This is a genomic window from Ralstonia sp. ASV6, from assembly GCF_016429285.1.
GTDB lineage: Bacteria > Pseudomonadota > Gammaproteobacteria > Burkholderiales > Burkholderiaceae > Ralstonia > Ralstonia flaminis.
The window spans coordinates 1-17,843 of record NZ_JAELUI010000113.1 but is presented as its reverse complement, the minus strand read 5'-3'; the positions used below and the strand labels follow the sequence as shown (position 1 = coordinate 17,843).

The following is a 17,843-nucleotide window of genomic DNA, read 5'->3' as shown; positions in this document are numbered from 1 at the left end:
GCTTGCCGCATGCGCGGCATTTGAGCCGCCCATCGGAGAGTTTGTAGGGCCTGCTTGCGGAACAATCCGGGCATCGCTTCATGGTCGGACCAGGGTAACTCTGGTCCGGTTTGGGTAGGAATTACCCAAAAGAAAAGGCGCCCACTTAGGGCGCCCTTCCGATACAGCGTGCAGTCAGTTTCGCGTTACATCGTCATCATGTTGGCGTTCATGTTGTGCATGACCCACAGCGAACCGACAACGACGATCGCCAGAATCAGCAGCGTGAACAGGAAGGCCATCACGTTCCAGCGTTGTGCGGACGAACCGTCCAGGTGCAGGAAATAGATCAGGTGCACGACGATCTGCACGACCGCCAGCGCCATCACCGTCACCAGCACGGTGCCGTGCGAGTAACCGCCGTCCATGACCATCTTGAACGGGATGGCCGTCAGGATCACCGCCAGCACGAAGCCGATCAGGTAACCCTTGATGGTGGCGTGGCCGGCGCCGCCGGCAGCATGACCGTGACCCTCGCCGTGGGCGACGGGGGTCGAAACGTTAGTCTGTTCCATTTACATCGCTCCCAGCAGATACACGACGGTGAACACGCCGATCCACACCACGTCCAAGAAGTGCCAGAACAGGGAGAGGCACGACAGGCGGGTCGTTTGGGTCGGGGTCAGGCCCTTGGCGGCGATCTGCCACATCATGACGATGATCCACAGCATGCCGCTCGCCACGTGCAGGCCGTGCGTGCCGACCAGCAGGAAGAACGACGACAGGAACGCGCTGCGGTTCGGGCCGGCGCCTTCTGCGATCAGGTGATGGAATTCGTTGATTTCCATGCCGACAAATGCGGCGCCCAGCAGCAAGGTGATGCCCAGCCACAGCATCACGTGATCCTTGCGGCCGTTCTGCACGCTGATCATCACCATGCCGTAGGTGATGGACGACACCAGCAGGATGCCGGTTTCGATCGCCACATACGACAGATCGAATAGCTCCTTGCCCGTCGGGCCGCCCGCCGTCGCGCCGCGCAGAACGCAGAACGTAGCGAACAGCGACGCGAAGATGATCAAGTCGCTCATCAGGTACACCCAGAAGCCGAAGACCTTGGTGTCTGCGACATCGTGGTGGTGCGCATGGTCATGCGCGTGGTCGTGGCCGTGCGCGTGACCGTGCGCGGCGTGACCGTCTAGAACATTGGAAGCCATGGTTTAAGCCTGCGAACCGATACGTTGGAAGTAGGCCGACTCGGTCTCGTGGACCTCGTGAGCGGGCACGTAGTAATCGACGTCGTCGTCGTTACTGCGGAGGATGAAGCTGCCGATCATGCCGACCAGACCCAGCACGGCCATCCACCAGATGTGCCAGATCAGCGCGAAGCCCATCACGATCGAGAACATGCCGATGAAGAAGCCGGCGCCGGTGTTCTTCGGCATGTGGATCTTCTCGTAGCTGGCCGCCACTTGCGTCGGCACTTCACCGCGTGCCTTCATGTCGGCGAAGGCGTCGATGTCACGCACCACCGGCAGGGTCGGGAAGTTGTAGTGCGCCGGCGGCGACGAAGTCGCCCACTCCAGCGTACGGCCACCCCACGGATCGCCCGTCAGGTCAGCCAGCGCATGGCGGTTGCGGATGCTGACGAAGATCTGGATCAGTTGCGAGGCAATGCCGCAGGCGATGATCGCAGCGCCGATCACGGCGACGATCAGCCACGGCTGCCATGCCGGATTGTCGGTATGGTTCAGACGACGCGTCATGCCCATGAAGCCGAGCACGTACAGCGGCATGAAGGCGGTGTAGAAGCCCACGAACCAGCACCAGAAGGCACGCTTGCCCCACTTCTCGTCGAGCTTGAAGCCGAAGGCCTTCGGGAACCAGTACGTGATACCGGCCAGGTAACCGAACACCACGCCACCGATGATGGTGTTGTGGAAGTGAGCGATCAGGAACAGGCTGTTGTGCAGCAAGAAGTCAGCGCCCGGCACGGCCAGCAGCACGCCGGTCATCCCGCCGATCACGAAGGTGATCATGAAGCCGATCGTCCACAGCATCATCGAGTTCAGCTCGACGCGGCCACGGTACATCGTGAACAGCCAGTTGAAGATCTTCACGCCCGTCGGGATCGAGATGATCATCGTGGCGATACCGAAGAACGCGTTGACGTTCGCACCCGAGCCCATGGTGAAGAAGTGGTGCAGCCACACCAGGAACGACAGCACGGTAATACCGGCGGTTGCCCACACCATCGACGTGTAGCCGAACAGCTTCTTGCGCGAGAACGTCGAGACGATTTCCGAGAACATGCCGAACGCCGGCAGGATCAGGATGTACACCTCGGGGTGGCCCCAGATCCAGATCAGGTTCACGTACAGCATGGCGTTGCCGCCCAGCTCGTTCGTGAAGAAGTGCATGTCCAGATAGCGGTCAGCACCCAGCAGCGCCAGCGCCACGGTCAGCACCGGGAAGGCGGCAACCACCAGGATCATCGAGCACAGCGACGTCCAGGTGAAGATCGGCATGCGCATCAGGGTCATGCCCGGCGCGCGCATCTTGAAGATGGTCGCGACGAAGTTCACCCCGGTCAGCAACGTGCCCAACCCGGATATCTGCAAGGCCCAGATGTAGTAGTCGACCCCCACGCCCGGGCTGTACGCCAGCTCCGACAGCGGCGGGTATGCCAGCCAACCCGTGCGGGCGAATTCACCCACGCCCAGCGACACGTTGATCAGCACCACGCCGGCAGCAGCCAGCCAGAACGACAGCGTGTTCAGGAACGGGAACGCCACATCGCGCGCGCCAATCTGCAGCGGCACGATCAGGTTGATCAGGCCCGTCATCAGCGGCATGGCCATGAAGAAGATCATGATCACGCCGTGCGCGGTAAAGATCTGGTCGTAGTGCTCAGGCGGCAGATAGCCGGCACCGCCGCCCGAGGCGACCGCCAGTTGCGAGCGCATCATGATGGCGTCGGCAAAGCCGCGCAGCAGCATCACGATGGCCAGAATGCAGTACATCACGCCGATCTTCTTGTGATCGACCGAGGTGATCCACTCATTCCAGAGGTACGTCCACTTCTTGAAGTAGGTGATCAGGCCAAACAGGCCCGCGCCACCCAGCAGAATGGCCGAGACCGTCACGACCACGATGGGCTCGTGCAGCGGAATGGCCTCCAGACTCAACTTGCCAAACATCGTCAACTCCTAGGAATTCTTGGCCGTGCCCTTGGGCGCCGGCAGGGCGGACTGCACCGGCAGCGGACGCGTTGCCGCGTCAGCCGTTTCCACCGTGCAGTTGGCGCCTTGGAGCGCCTCGTCGAGCGTCAGGACCTTGTCCGAGTCGCCCATGTATTTGTGCAGGATGCTGTGATACAGCGCCGGGTCCACAGAGGCGTACACCGCCGGCGGCACCTTCTCGCTCGGCTTGGACAGCTCTGCGTAGCCTTCCTTGGTCAGGACCTGCGGCGCGCTGCGGACCTGCTTGACCCAGGCGTCGAACTCTTCGTTCGTCATGGCCGTGGCCTTGAACTTCATGCCCGTGAAACCCTGGCCGCTGTAGTTCGACGACATGCCATCAAACACGCCGGTCTCGTTGGCGATCAGGTGCAGCTTGGTCTGCATGCCCGCCATGGCGTACACCTGGCTGCCGAGCTGCGGGATGAAGAACGCGTTCATCACCGTGTCGGACGTGATCTTGAAGTTGATCGGCGTGTTGGCCGGGAATGCGAGCTGGTTGACCGTCGCGATCTTCAGTTCCGGATAGATGAACAGCCACTTCCAGTCGAGCGAAACAGCCTCGACGGTGATCGGCTTGACGTCTGATTCGATCGGCTTGTACGGATCGAGCGCATGCGTGGACTTGTAGGTGATCCAGCCCAGCACGACGATGATCAGGCACGGGATCAGCCACACCACCGCCTCGATGGCGTTGGAGTGCGACCAGTCCGGCTCGTAGCGTGCCTTCGTGTTGGTGGAGCGGTACTTCCACGCGAACACCAGCGTCATGATGATCACGGGAATGACCACCAGCAACATCAGGCCGGTTGCCACCAGGATCAGCGTCTTTTCTTCCGCCGCAATCATCCCCTTCGGGTCGAGGACCGTCAGGTTGCAGCCCGCCAGCAGGAGCGGGAGGCTTGCGGCCAGGAGCCGCTTCATATGTGGAACGAGTGTGTTCTTCATGTCTTGCACAGTTGCGCCGGCAATGCTTACCAACATCACGGGAGCCAAGCAGCCCATACAGCGGCCACAGGCAGATAAACGCGGGAAATGAGAAAAGACCGTGCTACCGGCACCTCGAAAGCGCTTAGGTGCAATAGCGGATCTTCGATCACATCAGGCGCCGGTCAGGGAGAAGCTGAACCCAGCGCACCCCGCCGAAGAGGCGGACTTCGGCCATGGCTGACATGGACGAGGCTGAGCGCCGCCGCACCGCACAAGGCAGCGGACGACAGATCGGGGGCGGAAGGATTCGATGCAGGCACTACGTCAGGCGCTCGTTGGGGGAGCGCGGTTGGGAGTGGAATGCGGGCGCGATCTTACCGCCAGACAGCACTTCGGATTGCGTTATCTGCTCAGGCAAACAGAAATCGGGGCCGATTGACAAGTGGCGCCCTCCCCGCGCGGCTAGGGTTTACGCGGTTTTGCGGGTAAGCAAATCGAAAGTGGTTGTTGTTGCACTGCGACAATCAGCCACAGTGGTGCGCACCCGACGCAGCCCCCAAATGTGCGCCCAAATGTTGAATTGATAATAAGAATACTTCTCATTTACAATTCAGCACTTTCCTGCTCCGCATCACCGCCCGGTGTCCTGCGATTCCTCCGCCCCGCCCTTGCTTGCCGCACTGGTCCGTCACTACGACGAACTGGTCGATCTGCTGCGCCGGCGCTTTGGAGCGGACCGCAGTTTTGCGCGCGATGTCGTGCATGACGTCTGCGTGAATCTGCTCGCGGAGCCACCACGTCAGCCAGTCGCAGCACCCGTGGCCTATCTGAGGCGCGCGACCGTCAACCTGGCGATCGACCGGCATCGCGTGGAATCGGCCCGCGGCACATGGGTCGAGACCACAGACGCACTGCCCGAACCCGCCGACGAAGCTCCCAGCGGTGACCGCCTCGTCGACGCCGGCCGAGAACTGGATCGCCTGTCGGAAGCCATTGCTCTGCTGCCGCCGCGCTGCCAGCAGGTGTTCGTGCTGCATAAGATCCACGAAATACCGCAGGCTGAGGTGGCGATAAGATTGGGGATTTCGCGCAAGGCGGTCGAAAAGCACATTCGGTTGGGCATGATGGCCTGCCGTACGGCGCTGGACCGCCCGGCCGCCGCACCGCCGCGCTGAACACGCACACGCGCTTGATGCCCCAACCACCCGACGACTTCTCCCGCGAGGACGACAGCCTGGCGCGCCATCGCAGCACGCTGCGGGCGCGCTTTGCCATGCCGGAACTGCCGGCGCGGGCGCCACGTCGGCGGGCACCGATGGTGGCGGCCGGCATCGTCGCGCTGCTCGGTGCGGTGCTGTGGGCAGACCCGGCCTGGCATACGCAGCGCTACACCACAGCCGCGGGCGAACGCCGGCACCTCACACTGCCCGATGGCAGCGACCTCACCCTCGCCACGCGCACGGTAGCCGAGGTGGAATGGCATCTGCGCTCGCGGCAGGTACGTCTCGTCGATGGCGAGGCGCTGTTCGACGTGGCGCATTCAGCGTGGCGACCCTTCGTGGTGCGCGCAGGCGAAACCACCGTGCGCGTGGTCGGCACCGCCTTCAACGTACGGCGTGCCGATCCGCGTGTGACGGTGACCGTGCTACGCGGCCGCGTGCACGTGGAAGATGCCTCCGGCGATGCGATGTTGCTGACCGCCCGCCAGGCCGCCGAGTCGTTCAACGGCACCCTCACCGCGCGCGCCGCGCCCGACCCCGGTGCCGCCATCGCCTGGAAAGACGGCAAGCTGATGTTTGACCGCACACCGCTGGCCCAGGCCGTGGCCGACATCAACCGCTATCGTGCAACGCCTGCAGTGCTGACCGATCCCGCGCTGGGCCGCCTGCAGATCTCCGGCGTGTTCGACAGCGCGCGCACCGATGCGCTGCTTGATCTGCTGCCGTCCATCCTGCCCGTGGCAATCCGCCGCGAAGCCAACGACACCGTGCGCATCTTCGCCCGGGGCGTCGTTCGCTAAAGAAAAATTGCGCGCCGAGGTAGGGATGCCCGGCATGCAGCTCGTCTACTCCCCTGTGACCTAGACCAACAGATCCACAGATTCAACACGGGGAGCTTCACAGTGATTCGCACACAACGACGCGTGCCGCGCCTGATCGCGCTGGCTGCGGCCACGCTGCTGGCCGGTGCCGCCTTCGCGCAAACCCGCCTGACCATCGACATTCCTGCCGAGCCGCTCGATGCCGCGCTCAATGCGCTCGCACGGCAGGCAGGCGCGCAGCTTGTCTTTGCCAGTTCGCTGACGGCGGGCAAGACGGCCCCGCGCGTGCAAGGACAGATGCGCGTGGAAGATGCACTCGACAGAGTGCTCGCGCAGTCCGGGCTGGTGGCGCGCAAGCAAGGTGGCAACACGTTCACCATCGAACCGACTGGCGGCAGCGCACAGGTCACGTTGCCGGCCACGGTGGCGACTGCCAGTGCGCAGCAGGAATCGGCCACGGGCCCTGTGCGCGGCTACATCGCCCAGCGCAGCGCCACCGGCACCAAGACCGATGTGCCGCTCTCGGAGATTCCGCAGTCGATCAGCGTGGTGCCTCGCGACCGTTTCGAAGCCCAGGGCGCGCAGAGCGTGAACGAGGCGCTGCGCTATTCGGCATCCGTGTCGTCGTACGGCGCGGGCACGCGCTCGGACTGGTACACCGCGGTGCGCGGCTTTGTGCCGGCCACCTATCTGGACGGCCTGCAGTTGCCCAACACCATCAACCTGGCGAGTTGGCGTGTGGACCCTTGGCAGATCGAGCGCGTCGAGCTGCTGCGCGGGCCGTCGTCTGTGCTGTATGGCCAGGGCGACCCGGGCGGCACGGTGAACATCGTCACCAAGCAGCCGACCACCGAGCCGATCCGCGAGATTGAAGTGCAATACGGCAGCCATGCGCGCAAGCAGGTGGCGGGCGACTTTGCCGGCGCGCTCGATGCCGACGGCAAGCTGTCGTATCGACTGACGGCCGTTGCGCGCGACGGCAACCTGCCTTTCGGCCCGTTCAAGGACCAACGCCTGATGGTGGCGCCCTCGCTCACCTGGAAGCCATCGGCGGACACCACGCTCACGCTGCTGGCGACCTATCTGCGCGACAAGACCAACTCGTCCGACAACTTCCTCCCGGCCAGCGGCACCATCCTGCCGAACCCGAACGGCAAAATTCCGGCCACGCTGTTCACGGGCTCGCCGGACTTTGATGCGTACGAGAAGACGCAGTACTCGCTCGGCTACCAGTTCGAGCACAAGCTCAACGACACGTGGACGGTGCGGCAGAACACGCGCTACATGCACCTGAAGCTGGACGACCGCATGACCTACGGCGTGGGCCTGGACCCGAGCGACCCAACGCAGCGCATGATGTGGCGCTACGCCGGCATCGCCCAGCCGAGCTACGGGCGGTTCGACATCGATACGCAGGTGCAGGCGAAGTTCGCCACCGGCATCGCACGGCACACCTTCCTGGCGGGCGTGGACTATCAACGCCAGACCACCAAGGACCCGGAGAACTACGCCCTGACCTCGTCGCTGGATGTGTACAACCCGGTGTATGCGCCGTTCGACTGGTCGATCTTCAACGGCTCGGGGGCATCGCCGCAGGACATCCACCAGAAGCAGACGCAGCTTGGCGTGTACTTGCAGGACCAGATCAAGCTGGGCGAGCGCTGGGTGTTCACGCTTGGCGGCCGTCACGACTGGAGCGACCTGCGTACCGACGACCTGCTCGCCGGCACCAACACCAGCCAGCGCGATTCCGCCTTCACGGGACGCGTGGGCGTGGTGTACCTGGGGCCATATGGGCTGTCGCCATACATGAGCTATTCGACGTCGTTCAACCCAACCATCGGCACCGACCGCAACAACCAGCCGTTCAAGCCCACCAAGGGCAAGCAGATCGAGGCGGGCATCAAGTTTGCACCGACAAGCAAGACGTCGATCACGGCGGCGGTGTTCCAGATCCACCAGACCAATGTGCTCACGCCCGACCTGAACGACCCGACCGGCATGCACAACGCGCAATCGGGCGAGGTGCGCTCGCAGGGCATCGAGCTGGAAGGCACGACACAGCTGCTGCCGGGCTGGAACGTGATTGCCAGCTACACGTATCAGGACGTGCGCAACACCAAGGCCAACGATGTCACGCTCAACAAGTGGCCGATCGCCATTCCGATTCCACGCCAGATGGCATCGTTGTGGACGGACTACCGCATCCGCTCGGGTGCACTGCAGGGCGTGGGCGTCGGAGCCGGCGTGCGCTATATCAGCCCGACGGCCGGTGCGCCGGACAACTCGCTCAAGGTGCCGGGCTACACGCTGTTTGATGCGTCCATCTTCTACACCGTTGGGCACTGGCGCTTTGCGCTCAACGGCACGAATCTGGGCAACCGCGAGGTCATCTCTGGCTGCTACGACGCCACGCGCTGCATCTACAACAACGGGCGCACGGTGCTGGCAACGGCCAAGTACGCCTGGTAACGCGCTGCTCCATTGCCAAAGAAAAACGGGCCACAACATCCGTGGCCCGTCTTATTTCTGCTACTGGCTCACTGGGTGATCAGCCCGGCAATGCGTACCAGCACCAGCCCCGCCGCCACCACTAGGTAGCCGCGCAGCACGAACATCCACGTACGCTTGAGCGGCGTCCAACGTGCCGGCGTAAGTTGCTCCAGCGGCGGCATGGTCCAGTGGTCGCGGTCCAGCACGCTCACGCGTTGCGGATGATGCGGCCGCTGGTTGCGCCGCTCGATGCGCCACAGCACCAGCGACATCACCACTGCGACGACCGAACCGCCGATCAGGATCGCACCGATCTCGAACTCGCCAATGCCCGGGAACAGCACCGCAGCCGTCAGGATGACCGACAGCATCACCAACACCGCCACCACCCCGCCAGTGAAGATGTTCATCGCGCGGCCGTTCGTCCACGGACCCAGCACAGCCTTGTCGTTACACAACAGCAGCAGGAACACCGTGGCACTCGGCAACAGCACGCCCGCCAGCGATTGCACGGCATTGGTCAGCAGGCCCAACGGCACACCCGGCGTCAGCACCAGGCCAGCGGCCAGCAACGTCAAACCGAAGTAGACGGCATAGAAGCCCTTGGCCTCCGTCGGCTTGCGATGCAGCGAATGCCGCACGGCAAATACATCGCCAATCGCATAGGCCGTCGACAACGACACTGCGCACGCGCCGATGATGCTGGCATCCAGCAGCGCAATGGCAAACAAAATGCCGGCCCAGCGGCCCGAATGGGCCTCCAGCCCTTTCGCCGTGCCCAGTGCATCGGTGTAGTTGCCGAACTCAGGCGTGCCGTGGAAAGCCTGCGCGCTGAAGGCAATCATCGCCACCGCGCCGGCAATCACGAGCACGATGCCCAGCCACAGGTCCGCGCGCTCATAGCGGATGAAGCGCGCGGTAATGCGCTTGTCGATCACATAGCTTTGTTGGAAGAACAACTGCCACGGCGCGACGGTCGTCCCGACGATAGCGATGATCAGCAGCATCACCTCCGCCAGCGGTGCACCGGCCGGTAGAGCAGGCACGAAGAAATCGCGCGCCACCTGCCCCATCGGCGGATGCACCATCAGAAAGATCGGAATGAGCGTAAGACTGCCCGCCACCAGCGCGAGTGCAAAGCGCTCGAACCGTCGGAAGTCACCGGTGGACGCAGCCAGCATGACCAGCGCCGCCGCCGCGCACACACCCCAGTGGCGCGGAATGCCGAGATATTCCAGCGCGAGGCTAATGCCAATGAACTCCGTCACCAACGTCAACGCATTGACGAGGAACAGGTCGATAACGGAGAAGCTGCCCCAGAACTTGCCGAAGCGCGCGAAGATCAGCCGCGCGTGGCCGACCCGCGTGACGGCACCCAACCGCAGCACCATTTCCTGGTTCACGTACAGCACAGGGATCAGCAGCATCAGCGTCCATAACAGCGTAGTGCCGTAGTTCTGCCCGGCTTGCGTGTACGTGCCGAAGGCGCCAGCGTCGTTGTCGCCGACCATCACGATCAGGCCAGGCCCGAGGATGGCCAGTAGCGTGCGCAGGCGTGCGCGCCAGTTGTCGCGCGCCCCAGTATCGTGGTGCGCGATGGTGCCGAGCGCACCGCGAATATCACCGACGTGCGCGTCGTCGAGTGCGGCATGACGTGGTGGTGCGTCGATGCCCGAAGCGAATTGGGTCATGTCGACCTCCGTTTGTGTTGGTGTTGTTGGATGCCCTGCCCGTTACCAGTAGGTGCGCGACAGCCGGATGGCTGCAGCGGCATAGCTGTGGTTGGAGAGCGATTGGCCACCGTCGTCGGCGCGGCGGTTGGATGTGACGGGCACGGCGTTGGCACGCTCAGGTGCGCCAGCGCGGGCCTGCACGAACGGTGAGCTGAACGGCAGAGCAATGGCCGAAAAACGACGGGCGGGGATGTTGAATTTGCGCATAACAACTCCTGACCGCATGGGCACGACGCGTGCACAGCATGCGGCAATCGCCGCGCACGGGTTGTCTTACCCAGGGCGGCAGATTCAAACAATCAAGGAGCGATGCAGACACCGCTGCCTTGCCGGGGCGGCAAGTCAGCAGCAGGGAACAACCGTGCGGCGGACTCGCCTAGTAGGAAAGAAATGTCGGATAAGGTCGACTCGGACTGTCCATATGGGTCCTCCGTAGGTCTTAGAACTCGGCGTGGACGCGCATGCCGTAAAACTTGGCAGGGCCGCGGTCCCGGTTGTAGCCAGGGTTCTGGATCAATTGAAAATCGGGGCTGAGCATGAGGCCCTTGACCGGTTGAACGCTGTAAAACAGTTCGAGTACGCGCTCGTGGCCATAGTTCAACGCGCCATCGCCCAGGAACGCGCCACTGCCGCCCGCCGCCAGGTATGCCCGGTGATCCGGGCCCAACATGTTCAGCGAAAATGCCGCGCCCACCACATCATTGGGGCGCCCCCACGACGTGCCCTTGAGCAGGCCACCGAACGACACGTTGCGCCCCACTTCAGTAAAGGCGTACGTCTCGGTCTTGTCATCCGACCAGTTCAGCCGCGCAAACAGACCCAGGTTCTCACCCGCCTTCTGCTCGAACGACAGCCCCACACCCACCTTCGCGTGCTCCTTGCGCACCAGGCTTACGTCCGGCGCGCTGCCCGTGGCTTGGCCGAGTGCGATGGCGTCATCAAAGCGGCCCATGCGTGTCTTGTTGCGCCAGCCCATCAGCCGCACCTTGCCGTCCTGGCCGAACAGCGTGTAGCTCTTTTCCAGCTCCACCATGTCACCGTAGTGCTGCATGAAGGCAGAATCCAGTGCCAACCCGTTCGACTGGATCGGCTGCAAGAAGCGGCCAGCACGTGCAGCCCAGCCAAGTTCGCTGTCGATGTACTCCAGCGCGATGCCCCAGTCGTAGCCGCGTGCATCTGCAGGGTAGTCGAACGACGGGCTCGCCATGAACGACCAGTTCAGGAACTGCGTGCGCGGATCGTGCGAATACTCCACGCCGTCAAACACATCCAGCACCGGCATGTTGCCCACCGTCAGCACCACGCGGCGCTTGTCGACCACGTCGGCAAACTGGTTGAAGTCGGCGTCGATCTTTTCCGTATCGCCACCCAAGCCCCAGGTCTGGCGCAGAAAAGCGCGGGCGCGGTACAGGGTCGGGTCGGTGCCCGTCACCTTCGCTAGCTCGCCGTTGGTCGGGCCACCCAGACCGTGCAAATCCGAGAACGCCTTGCCCATGATGACTTCCGGATTGAAGTGGAACTCCGCCCCCTTCCACAACCGCATGCCCAGGTCGAGCGTGGTACTGAAGGAATAACTGGTCGCGCGGTCTCCGGTCAGGCTGTTGTCGCCGGCATACGGCGACTTGAATGCAGGCTTGGCCTGCCAGACCCAGGTGGATTGGCCGTGAAAGCCGAAGCGATCATCCAGTTCACCACCGGCAATCAGCGGTGTATCGGCGGCCGGCGCAGAAGCAGGGGCACCATCCGCACGGGCAGCCTGGGTAGCAACGGACAGCAGCGCCATCACTGTCAGGAGAGTCGGACGGCGAAGCGCAGCCACACGAACCATAACGAGCGGACGCACCGCAACCCAAACGTATTGCAGCATCGAGAGAAACAGCATGAGACCTCCCCCGTTCGTTTCTATGACGAACGTAGGCGCGAGCCGACCACGGTCCTCCCAAGAGACCACGAACGCAAGCGCGCACGCAGCCACATGGCCGTGTCGGTACAACAATCGAATTGTGGGAAGAGGCTTGTCCGGAGAACCCGCACAAGTGCCACTACCCGCCGTGCATACGGCTAGGCAGTGGAGGGGCGCGAAGCGAAAGCGATGCGCCGAGACTGTCTAGCCGTTCAGAGTGCGATCGAAGATCGACTAGAACAACTGTCCATGGAGAACATCTCCGTAGCTATGACGGGGCGCAGAGTAACAAAGTGTTCTTGGACTCGGCAAGCGTTTTTTGGAGGGGAAGGAAGGCGCTTTGCACGCCGGCAACATGGGCATGCTCCGCAGACCTAAGGCTGGAGCGGAATTGGCGTGCCGGCGCCATTTTCGGGCATCTTAGCCACATCATAAAATACTCCCCCTCAGTACATACGCAACCACACAAACCACGTGCGGATTCCTGATGCGCAGACCACGTGCCATGGACATTCGCTCCCCGCTACTGCATCTGCTTAACTGACCGAGTGGATACACTACCGCCACGAACGCGGGGGCACTGCGCCACCGCACACTGCATTCCATCGCTTTCCACATTCGACACAAACGAGAGGTTGTATGACGCGCTTAGCAACGATGCTCGCGGCAGTTGCCGCCATCGCAAGCATCGCCGGATGCTCGACGACCGGCACAGGACAAACCAAGAACGGAGGCGAAGCCCCCATGGCTGAACGCACGCAACCGGCAACCACATGCCAGGCGGCTTCTGCTCCGGACGACACGCTGATCGGCAAGTCTGAGCAAGACGCAACGGCCCTGCTGAACGGCTGCCTGTGGCGCGTCAGCGAACGGGACGGCAAGGCATTGCCGGGCACGATGGACTATCGGGAAGAACGCCGTAACTTGGGCATCCAGAATGGCAAGGTGATTTGGGTTCGGCGGGGTTGAGGCCTCCCCGGCACCGTCACGCGTTGCGAACGGACAAAGAAAAAGCGGCTTCCTTTCGGAAGCCGCTTTTGCATTTGGTGCCGGCTGCAGGACTCGAACCCGCCACCTGATGATTACAAATCAACTGCTCTACCAGATGAGCTAAGCCGGCAAAGAAACGCGATTCTAACCTAACACGCGCTACTTGACGACCTTCAGTGCAGGTTTGCCACCAATTCGTGGCACATTCGGTGGCGGCTCGTCTTCCGGGCCACCATCCACCTCTGCGGCAACCGGTGCGGGCACCGACTCCGAGTCCACCGCAGCCAGCTTGGGCGGCGGATTGTTCTCGCGTTCGGTAGCGGCTTGCGTGGTCTGCGCACTGCGCTCAACCGGGAATGCCATGCCCTGCCCATTCTCGCGCGCGTAGACGGCAAGAACATTCTCGACCGGCACTTCGATCTTGCGCGACACGCCCGAGAAGCGCGCCTGGAAGGTAATCCACTCGTTGCCCATGTCGAGCTGGCTGGTCGCGTCAAAGCTCACGTTCAGCACGATCTCGTCATTCTTGACGAACTCGCGCGGCACGTTGGTGCTGTTGTCGACGAAGACAGCAATGTACGGCGTGAAGCCGTTGTCCGTGCACCATTCGTAAATGGCCCGGATCAGATAGGGCTTGGTCGAAGTTTCCGGCATGATGAAATCAGTAACCGTCGGACGCGGCCGCGCTCAGGTTCAACCCAACGCGCAGCCGGCATCCCGGCGGCGATCAGCGGCGCATCACCTTTTCCGACGGCGTCAGCGCTTCAATATACGCCGGACGGCTGAAGATACGCTCAGCGTATTTCATCAGCGGCGCGGCGTTCTTCGAGACCTCGATGCCGTAGTGATCCAGGCGCCACAGCAGCGGCGCGATCGCCACGTCGAGCATCGAGAACTCTTCGCCCAGCATGTACTTGTTCTTCAGGAAGATCGGAGCCAGCTGCGTGAGGCGGTCACGGATGGCGGCGCGCGCCTTCTCGTGATTCTTCTCGGCGGCCTTGCCCTTCTCGTTCTCCAGCACGGACACGTGCGTGAAGAGTTCCTTTTCGAAGTTGAACAGGAACAGGCGCGCACGGGCACGCTGTACCGGGTCAGCCGGCATCAGTTGCGGGTGCGGGAAGCGCTCGTCGATGTACTCATTGATGATGTTCGACTCGTACAGGATGAGGTCGCGCTCGACCAGGATGGGTACCTGGCCGTACGGGTTCATCACCGCGATGTCTTCCGGCTTGTTGAAGAGATCGACGTCGCGAATCTCGAAATCCATGCCCTTTTCGAACAGGACGAGGCGGCAACGCTGCGAGAACGGGCAAGTGGTGCCCGAGTACAAGACCATCATGGTTGTAGTTCCTTGACGCATGGGCCGGGGGCGGCCCGATGACGGTACAACCGTGGCGGCAAACCTTACCGCCACGGCACAAAAAGCCAAAAGGGAAAGGGCTAGGACCAGTTCTTCACCGGCCTAGCCCTTGCCCGGAAAACACGGATTTTACTTGATGTCCTTCCAATAGGCCGCATTCAGGCGCCAGGCCAGCACAAAGAACACGCCAATGAACAACAGAACCCACACGCCCAGGCGCTTGCGCAGGTTACCGGCGGGCTCGGCCATCCAGTCCAGATACGTGACGAGATCGGCCGCTGCCTGGTCGTATTCGACCTTGCTCATCTTGCCCGGCACCGCCAGTTCAAAGCCGACCAGCTTCTTCTCAACCTCGCCGTGCTCGGACTTGACCTCGGCATACTTCGGCACCTGCTGGCCCTGCAGCTCCCACAGCACGTGCGGCATGCCGACCTTGTCGAACACCAGGTTGTTCCAGCCGGTCGGACGCGTGTCGTCGCGGTAGAACGTGCGCAGATAGGTGTAAAGCCAATCGCTGCCGCGCGCACGGGCAATCACCGACAGGTCCGGCGGAACGGCGCCAAACCACTTCTTGGCGTCATCACGCGACATGGCGATGGTCATCAAGTCACCGACCTTGTCCGATGTGAACAGCAGGTTCTTCTGGATCTGCTCTTCGGACAGGCCAATGTCGCGCAGGCGGTTGTAGCGCATGGCGCTGGCGCCATGGCAGTTCAGGCAGTAGTTGACGAACAGCTTGGCACCGCGTTGCAGTGCGGACGCGTCGCTGGATTGGTTGGGCGCCGGATCAAGCGGTACGCCGCCCTCGTTGGCCATCACAGGCGCGGCAAACACGAGACCGGCCAAGGCGAAAATCGCAAGCAGCTTTTTCATTCTTGTGTCCTTCATGGGTCCTTGTGCTCGGCTCGAATCAGTGCGGCGTGAACGTGACGCGCTCAGGCACTGGCTTGAACGTCCCGATCCGGCTCCAGATCGGCATCGCGAGGAAGAACGCGAAGTACAGAATGGTGCCGATCTGCGAGATGATCGAACCGATCGGGCTCGGCGGCTGGATACCCAGGTAGCCCAGCACCGCAAAGGCGATCACGAAGAGGATCAGTAGCACCTTGTGGAAGCCCGGGCGATAGCGGATCGACTTGACTGGCGATTGATCCAGCCACGGCAGGAAGAAGAAGATCACCACCGAGCCGCCCATCACCACCACGCCCCAGAACTTGGCGTCGATGAAGGCAAAGCCCAGCGCCAGGACCACGGCCACAGCCACGGCCACGCCCTTGACCTTCATGCTCTTCGAGCGCACGAACAGCAGGCCCAGCATGATGGCCAGGAAACCCCACAGGATCGGCAGGAAGTCCGACGTGGTCGCACGCAGCATCGAGTAGAACGGCGTGAAGTACCACACCGGCGCGATGTGCGGCGGCGTCTTCAGCGAATCGGCCGGGATGAAGTTGTTGGCCTCCAGGAAGTAGCCGCCCATTTCCGGCGCGAAGAACACGATCGCGCTGAAGATGAACAGGAACACCGCCACACCCACGATGTCGTGCACCGAGTAGTACGGGTGGAACGGGATGCCGTCGAGCGGAATGCCGCGCTCGTCCTTCTTGGCCTTGATCTCGACACCATCCGGGTTGTTCGAGCCCACTTCGTGCAGCGCGATAATGTGCGCCACCACCAGGCCCAGCAGCACCAGCGGCACCGCAATCACGTGGAACGAGAAGAAGCGGTTGAGCGTCGCGTCCGACACCACGTAGTCACCGCGAATCCACAGCGACAGGTCCGGGCCGATCAGCGGAATGGCGGAGAACAGGTTCACGATCACCTGCGCGCCCCAGTACGACATCTGGCCCCACGGCAGCAGATAGCCCATGAAGGCTTCGGCCATCAGGCACAGGAAGATCAGGCAGCCGAAGATCCACACCAGCTCGCGCGGCTTACGGTACGAGCCGTACAGCATGCCGCGGAACATGTGCATATAGACCACGACAAAGAACGCCGACGCGCCGGTCGAGTGCATGTAGCGCACCAGCCAGCCCCACGGCACCTCGCGCATGATGAACTCCACGCTCGCATAGGCGACGGGGATGCCAGCGGCGTTGAGCGTGCCGTCCGGCTTGTAGTTCATCACCAGGAAGATACCGGTGAGGATCTGGATCACCAGCACCAGCAGCGCCAGTGAGCCAAAGAAATACCAGAAGTTGAAATTCTTGGGCGCGTAGTACTCCGACAGATGCGCCTTCCACAGCTCGGATGCCGGGAAGCGTGCATCGATCCAGCCCAGCAGTCCGGTTGTCTCCACCTTCTTCTCGGCCATGATCAAGCCTCTCCTTTCTCGTCTTTACCGATCACCAGCTTCGTGTCCGACAGGAACATGTACGGCGGAATGTCCAGGTTCTGCGGTGCGGGCTTGTTCTTGAACACGCGACCAGCCAGGTCGAACGTGGAGCCATGGCAAGGGCAGACGAAGCCGGGGTCGCCGGCAAGCTGCACGTTGGCGCCTGCGGGAAACGGACCGGACGGAGAGCAACCCAGGTGAGAGCAGATACCGACCACGACCAGCAGGTCTTTGTGTTCGGCGCGGGAGCGGGTTTCGTTCTTGCAGTAGTCCGGCGTCTTCATGGTGAAGGGCACGTCGGACTTGGGGTCGGCGACTTCAGCGTCGGTCTTCTTGAGCGATTCCAGCATGTCGGGCGTGCGCTTGAGCAGCCAGACCGGCTTGCCGCGCCATTCCACCACCTTCATCTGGCCAGGGGCCAGGTCGCTGACATCCGCCTCTACGGGCGCGCCCGCTGCACGGGCTTTTTCAGATGGTGCGAATGTGCAAACGAAAGGGGCCGCTACTGCAACCCCTCCCGCACCACCAGCGACGGACGTCGCAATCAACAGATTGCGGCGACCCTTGTCCACGTTTTGCTGGTCACTCATTCAAGACCCCAGGGTGAGAAATCAAGATAGGTTCGCGTCAACCAAAAATTATACCCGAGCGTACCAAGCCGACGATACCCGTCGCGGGGCGCGCTGCTTGCGGATATAGTTGACCTACCGATCGCCCGCCAGCCCAGTGCCAGCGCGGTTTCGGAGTGTCTCCTATAAACTCGCTTTCAACAATTCAGGTCAACCGATCCACAGCTTGACCGTTTGTGTCGAATCAAACAATCCGGAGAAAACCGATGGCACT

The 17,843-nt window shown here is 62.4% G+C and carries 17 protein-coding genes and 1 tRNA gene; 4 read left to right on the top strand and 14 right to left on the bottom strand.

The genetic code is table 11. The features are described from left to right. The 5 genes from JHD73_RS29775 to cyoA form a co-directional block, all read right to left on the bottom strand. The coding region (locus JHD73_RS29775) for a transposase (RefSeq protein WP_368735547.1) at positions 1–82 on the bottom strand (82 nt) is incomplete at its 3' end. A 103-nt stretch (positions 83–185) separates the two neighbouring features. After that, positions 186–554, bottom strand: a complete 369-nt coding sequence (locus JHD73_RS20205; protein ID WP_199032010.1) for a cytochrome o ubiquinol oxidase subunit IV — start codon at positions 552–554, stop codon at positions 186–188. After that, positions 555–1,196 (bottom strand): cytochrome o ubiquinol oxidase subunit III, encoded by a 642-nt coding sequence (cyoC, locus tag JHD73_RS20200; protein ID WP_199032009.1) that lies wholly within the window; start codon positions 1,194–1,196, stop codon positions 555–557. A 3-nt stretch (positions 1,197–1,199) separates the two neighbouring features. Then, entirely contained in the window at positions 1,200–3,179 is a 1,980-nt protein-coding gene (gene cyoB / locus JHD73_RS20195; protein WP_199032008.1) for a cytochrome o ubiquinol oxidase subunit I, read from the bottom strand. A gap of 9 nt (positions 3,180–3,188) precedes the next feature. Next, entirely contained in the window at positions 3,189–4,142 is a 954-nt protein-coding gene (gene cyoA, locus JHD73_RS20190; protein ID WP_199032007.1) for a ubiquinol oxidase subunit II, read from the bottom strand. A 647-nt stretch (positions 4,143–4,789) separates the two neighbouring features. Between cyoA and JHD73_RS20185 the strand changes: the two genes are divergently transcribed. From JHD73_RS20185 to JHD73_RS20175, 3 genes are all read left to right on the top strand, one after another. After that, positions 4,790–5,323, top strand: coding sequence for an RNA polymerase sigma factor (locus JHD73_RS20185; RefSeq protein WP_199032006.1), 534 nt, complete (start codon positions 4,790–4,792; stop codon positions 5,321–5,323). Positions 5,324–5,340: 17 nt separating this feature from the next. Further along, a complete protein-coding gene (locus JHD73_RS20180) occupies positions 5,341–6,168 on the top strand; it encodes a FecR family protein (protein WP_199032005.1) in 828 nt (275 codons plus the stop codon). Positions 6,169–6,270: 102 nt separating this feature from the next. Next, entirely contained in the window at positions 6,271–8,661 is a 2,391-nt protein-coding gene (locus tag JHD73_RS20175) for a TonB-dependent siderophore receptor (protein ID WP_368735551.1), read from the top strand. A 68-nt stretch (positions 8,662–8,729) separates the two neighbouring features. Here the strand turns inward: JHD73_RS20175 and JHD73_RS20170 are convergent, their stop codons facing one another. The 3 genes from JHD73_RS20170 to JHD73_RS20160 form a co-directional block, all read right to left on the bottom strand. After that, on the bottom strand, positions 8,730–10,373 hold the full coding sequence (locus JHD73_RS20170; protein WP_199032004.1) for an NRAMP family divalent metal transporter: 1,644 nt from the start codon (positions 10,371–10,373) through the stop codon (positions 8,730–8,732). Positions 10,374–10,415: 42 nt separating this feature from the next. Beyond that, positions 10,416–10,622, bottom strand: coding sequence for a hypothetical protein (locus JHD73_RS20165; RefSeq protein ID WP_199032003.1), 207 nt, complete (start codon positions 10,620–10,622; stop codon positions 10,416–10,418). 232 nt (positions 10,623–10,854) lie between these two features. After that, the gene (locus tag JHD73_RS20160; protein ID WP_199032002.1) at positions 10,855–12,297 is read right to left on the bottom strand and encodes a carbohydrate porin; all 1,443 of its coding nucleotides are present in this window, start codon (positions 12,295–12,297) and stop codon (positions 10,855–10,857) included. A gap of 660 nt (positions 12,298–12,957) precedes the next feature. Here JHD73_RS20160 and JHD73_RS20155 point away from each other — a divergent pair. After that, the gene (locus JHD73_RS20155; RefSeq protein WP_199032001.1) at positions 12,958–13,287 is read left to right on the top strand and encodes a hypothetical protein; all 330 of its coding nucleotides are present in this window, start codon (positions 12,958–12,960) and stop codon (positions 13,285–13,287) included. Positions 13,288–13,362: 75 nt separating this feature from the next. Here the strand turns inward: JHD73_RS20155 and JHD73_RS20150 are convergent. The 6 genes from JHD73_RS20150 to petA all read right to left on the bottom strand — a co-directional run bounded on the left by JHD73_RS20150 (position 13,363) and on the right by petA (position 17,590). Next, positions 13,363–13,438, bottom strand: a tRNA-Thr gene (locus JHD73_RS20150). A 29-nt stretch (positions 13,439–13,467) separates the two neighbouring features. Further along, positions 13,468–13,962 (bottom strand): ClpXP protease specificity-enhancing factor, encoded by a 495-nt coding sequence (locus JHD73_RS20145; RefSeq protein ID WP_199032000.1) that lies wholly within the window; start codon positions 13,960–13,962, stop codon positions 13,468–13,470. Between the two features lie 73 nt (positions 13,963–14,035). Beyond that, on the bottom strand, positions 14,036–14,647 hold the full coding sequence (locus tag JHD73_RS20140) for a glutathione S-transferase N-terminal domain-containing protein (RefSeq protein ID WP_004634649.1): 612 nt from the start codon (positions 14,645–14,647) through the stop codon (positions 14,036–14,038). A gap of 150 nt (positions 14,648–14,797) precedes the next feature. Further along, positions 14,798–15,541 carry a cytochrome c1 gene (locus JHD73_RS20135; RefSeq protein WP_199031999.1) on the bottom strand — a complete coding sequence of 248 codons (744 nt, stop codon included), beginning with the start codon at positions 15,539–15,541 and terminating at the stop codon, positions 14,798–14,800. Positions 15,542–15,578: 37 nt separating this feature from the next. Further along, positions 15,579–16,982 carry a cytochrome bc complex cytochrome b subunit gene (locus JHD73_RS20130; protein ID WP_199032011.1) on the bottom strand — a complete coding sequence of 468 codons (1,404 nt, stop codon included), beginning with the start codon at positions 16,980–16,982 and terminating at the stop codon, positions 15,579–15,581. Further along, positions 16,982–17,590 carry a ubiquinol-cytochrome c reductase iron-sulfur subunit gene (gene petA, locus JHD73_RS20125; RefSeq protein ID WP_199031998.1) on the bottom strand — a complete coding sequence of 203 codons (609 nt, stop codon included), beginning with the start codon at positions 17,588–17,590 and terminating at the stop codon, positions 16,982–16,984. The genes JHD73_RS20130 and petA overlap by 1 nt, the downstream gene beginning before the upstream one ends. Positions 17,591–17,843 lie beyond the last annotated feature (253 nt).

Excerpts from the sequence above, each read along its gene's own strand:
- JHD73_RS20205 (WP_199032010.1), bottom strand. The coding sequence starts at position 554 with ATGGAACAGACTAACGTTTCGACCCCCGTCGCCCACGGCGAGGGTCAC.
- cyoC (WP_199032009.1), bottom strand. The coding sequence starts at position 1,196 with ATGGCTTCCAATGTTCTAGACGGTCACGCCGCGCACGGTCACGCGCAC.
- cyoB (WP_199032008.1), bottom strand. The coding sequence starts at position 3,179 with ATGTTTGGCAAGTTGAGTCTGGAGGCCATTCCGCTGCACGAGCCCATC.
- cyoA (WP_199032007.1), bottom strand. The coding sequence starts at position 4,142 with ATGAAGCGGCTCCTGGCCGCAAGCCTCCCGCTCCTGCTGGCGGGCTGC.
- JHD73_RS20180 (WP_199032005.1), top strand. The coding sequence starts at position 5,341 with ATGCCCCAACCACCCGACGACTTCTCCCGCGAGGACGACAGCCTGGCG.
- JHD73_RS20170 (WP_199032004.1), bottom strand. The coding sequence starts at position 10,373 with ATGACCCAATTCGCTTCGGGCATCGACGCACCACCACGTCATGCCGCA.
- JHD73_RS20165 (WP_199032003.1), bottom strand. The coding sequence starts at position 10,622 with ATGCGCAAATTCAACATCCCCGCCCGTCGTTTTTCGGCCATTGCTCTG.
- JHD73_RS20160 (WP_199032002.1), bottom strand. The coding sequence starts at position 12,297 with ATGCTGTTTCTCTCGATGCTGCAATACGTTTGGGTTGCGGTGCGTCCG.
- JHD73_RS20155 (WP_199032001.1), top strand. The coding sequence starts at position 12,958 with ATGACGCGCTTAGCAACGATGCTCGCGGCAGTTGCCGCCATCGCAAGC.
- JHD73_RS20145 (WP_199032000.1), bottom strand. The coding sequence starts at position 13,962 with ATGCCGGAAACTTCGACCAAGCCCTATCTGATCCGGGCCATTTACGAA.
- JHD73_RS20140 (WP_004634649.1), bottom strand. The coding sequence starts at position 14,647 with ATGATGGTCTTGTACTCGGGCACCACTTGCCCGTTCTCGCAGCGTTGC.
- JHD73_RS20135 (WP_199031999.1), bottom strand. The coding sequence starts at position 15,541 with ATGAAAAAGCTGCTTGCGATTTTCGCCTTGGCCGGTCTCGTGTTTGCC.
- petA (WP_199031998.1), bottom strand. The coding sequence starts at position 17,590 with ATGAGTGACCAGCAAAACGTGGACAAGGGTCGCCGCAATCTGTTGATT.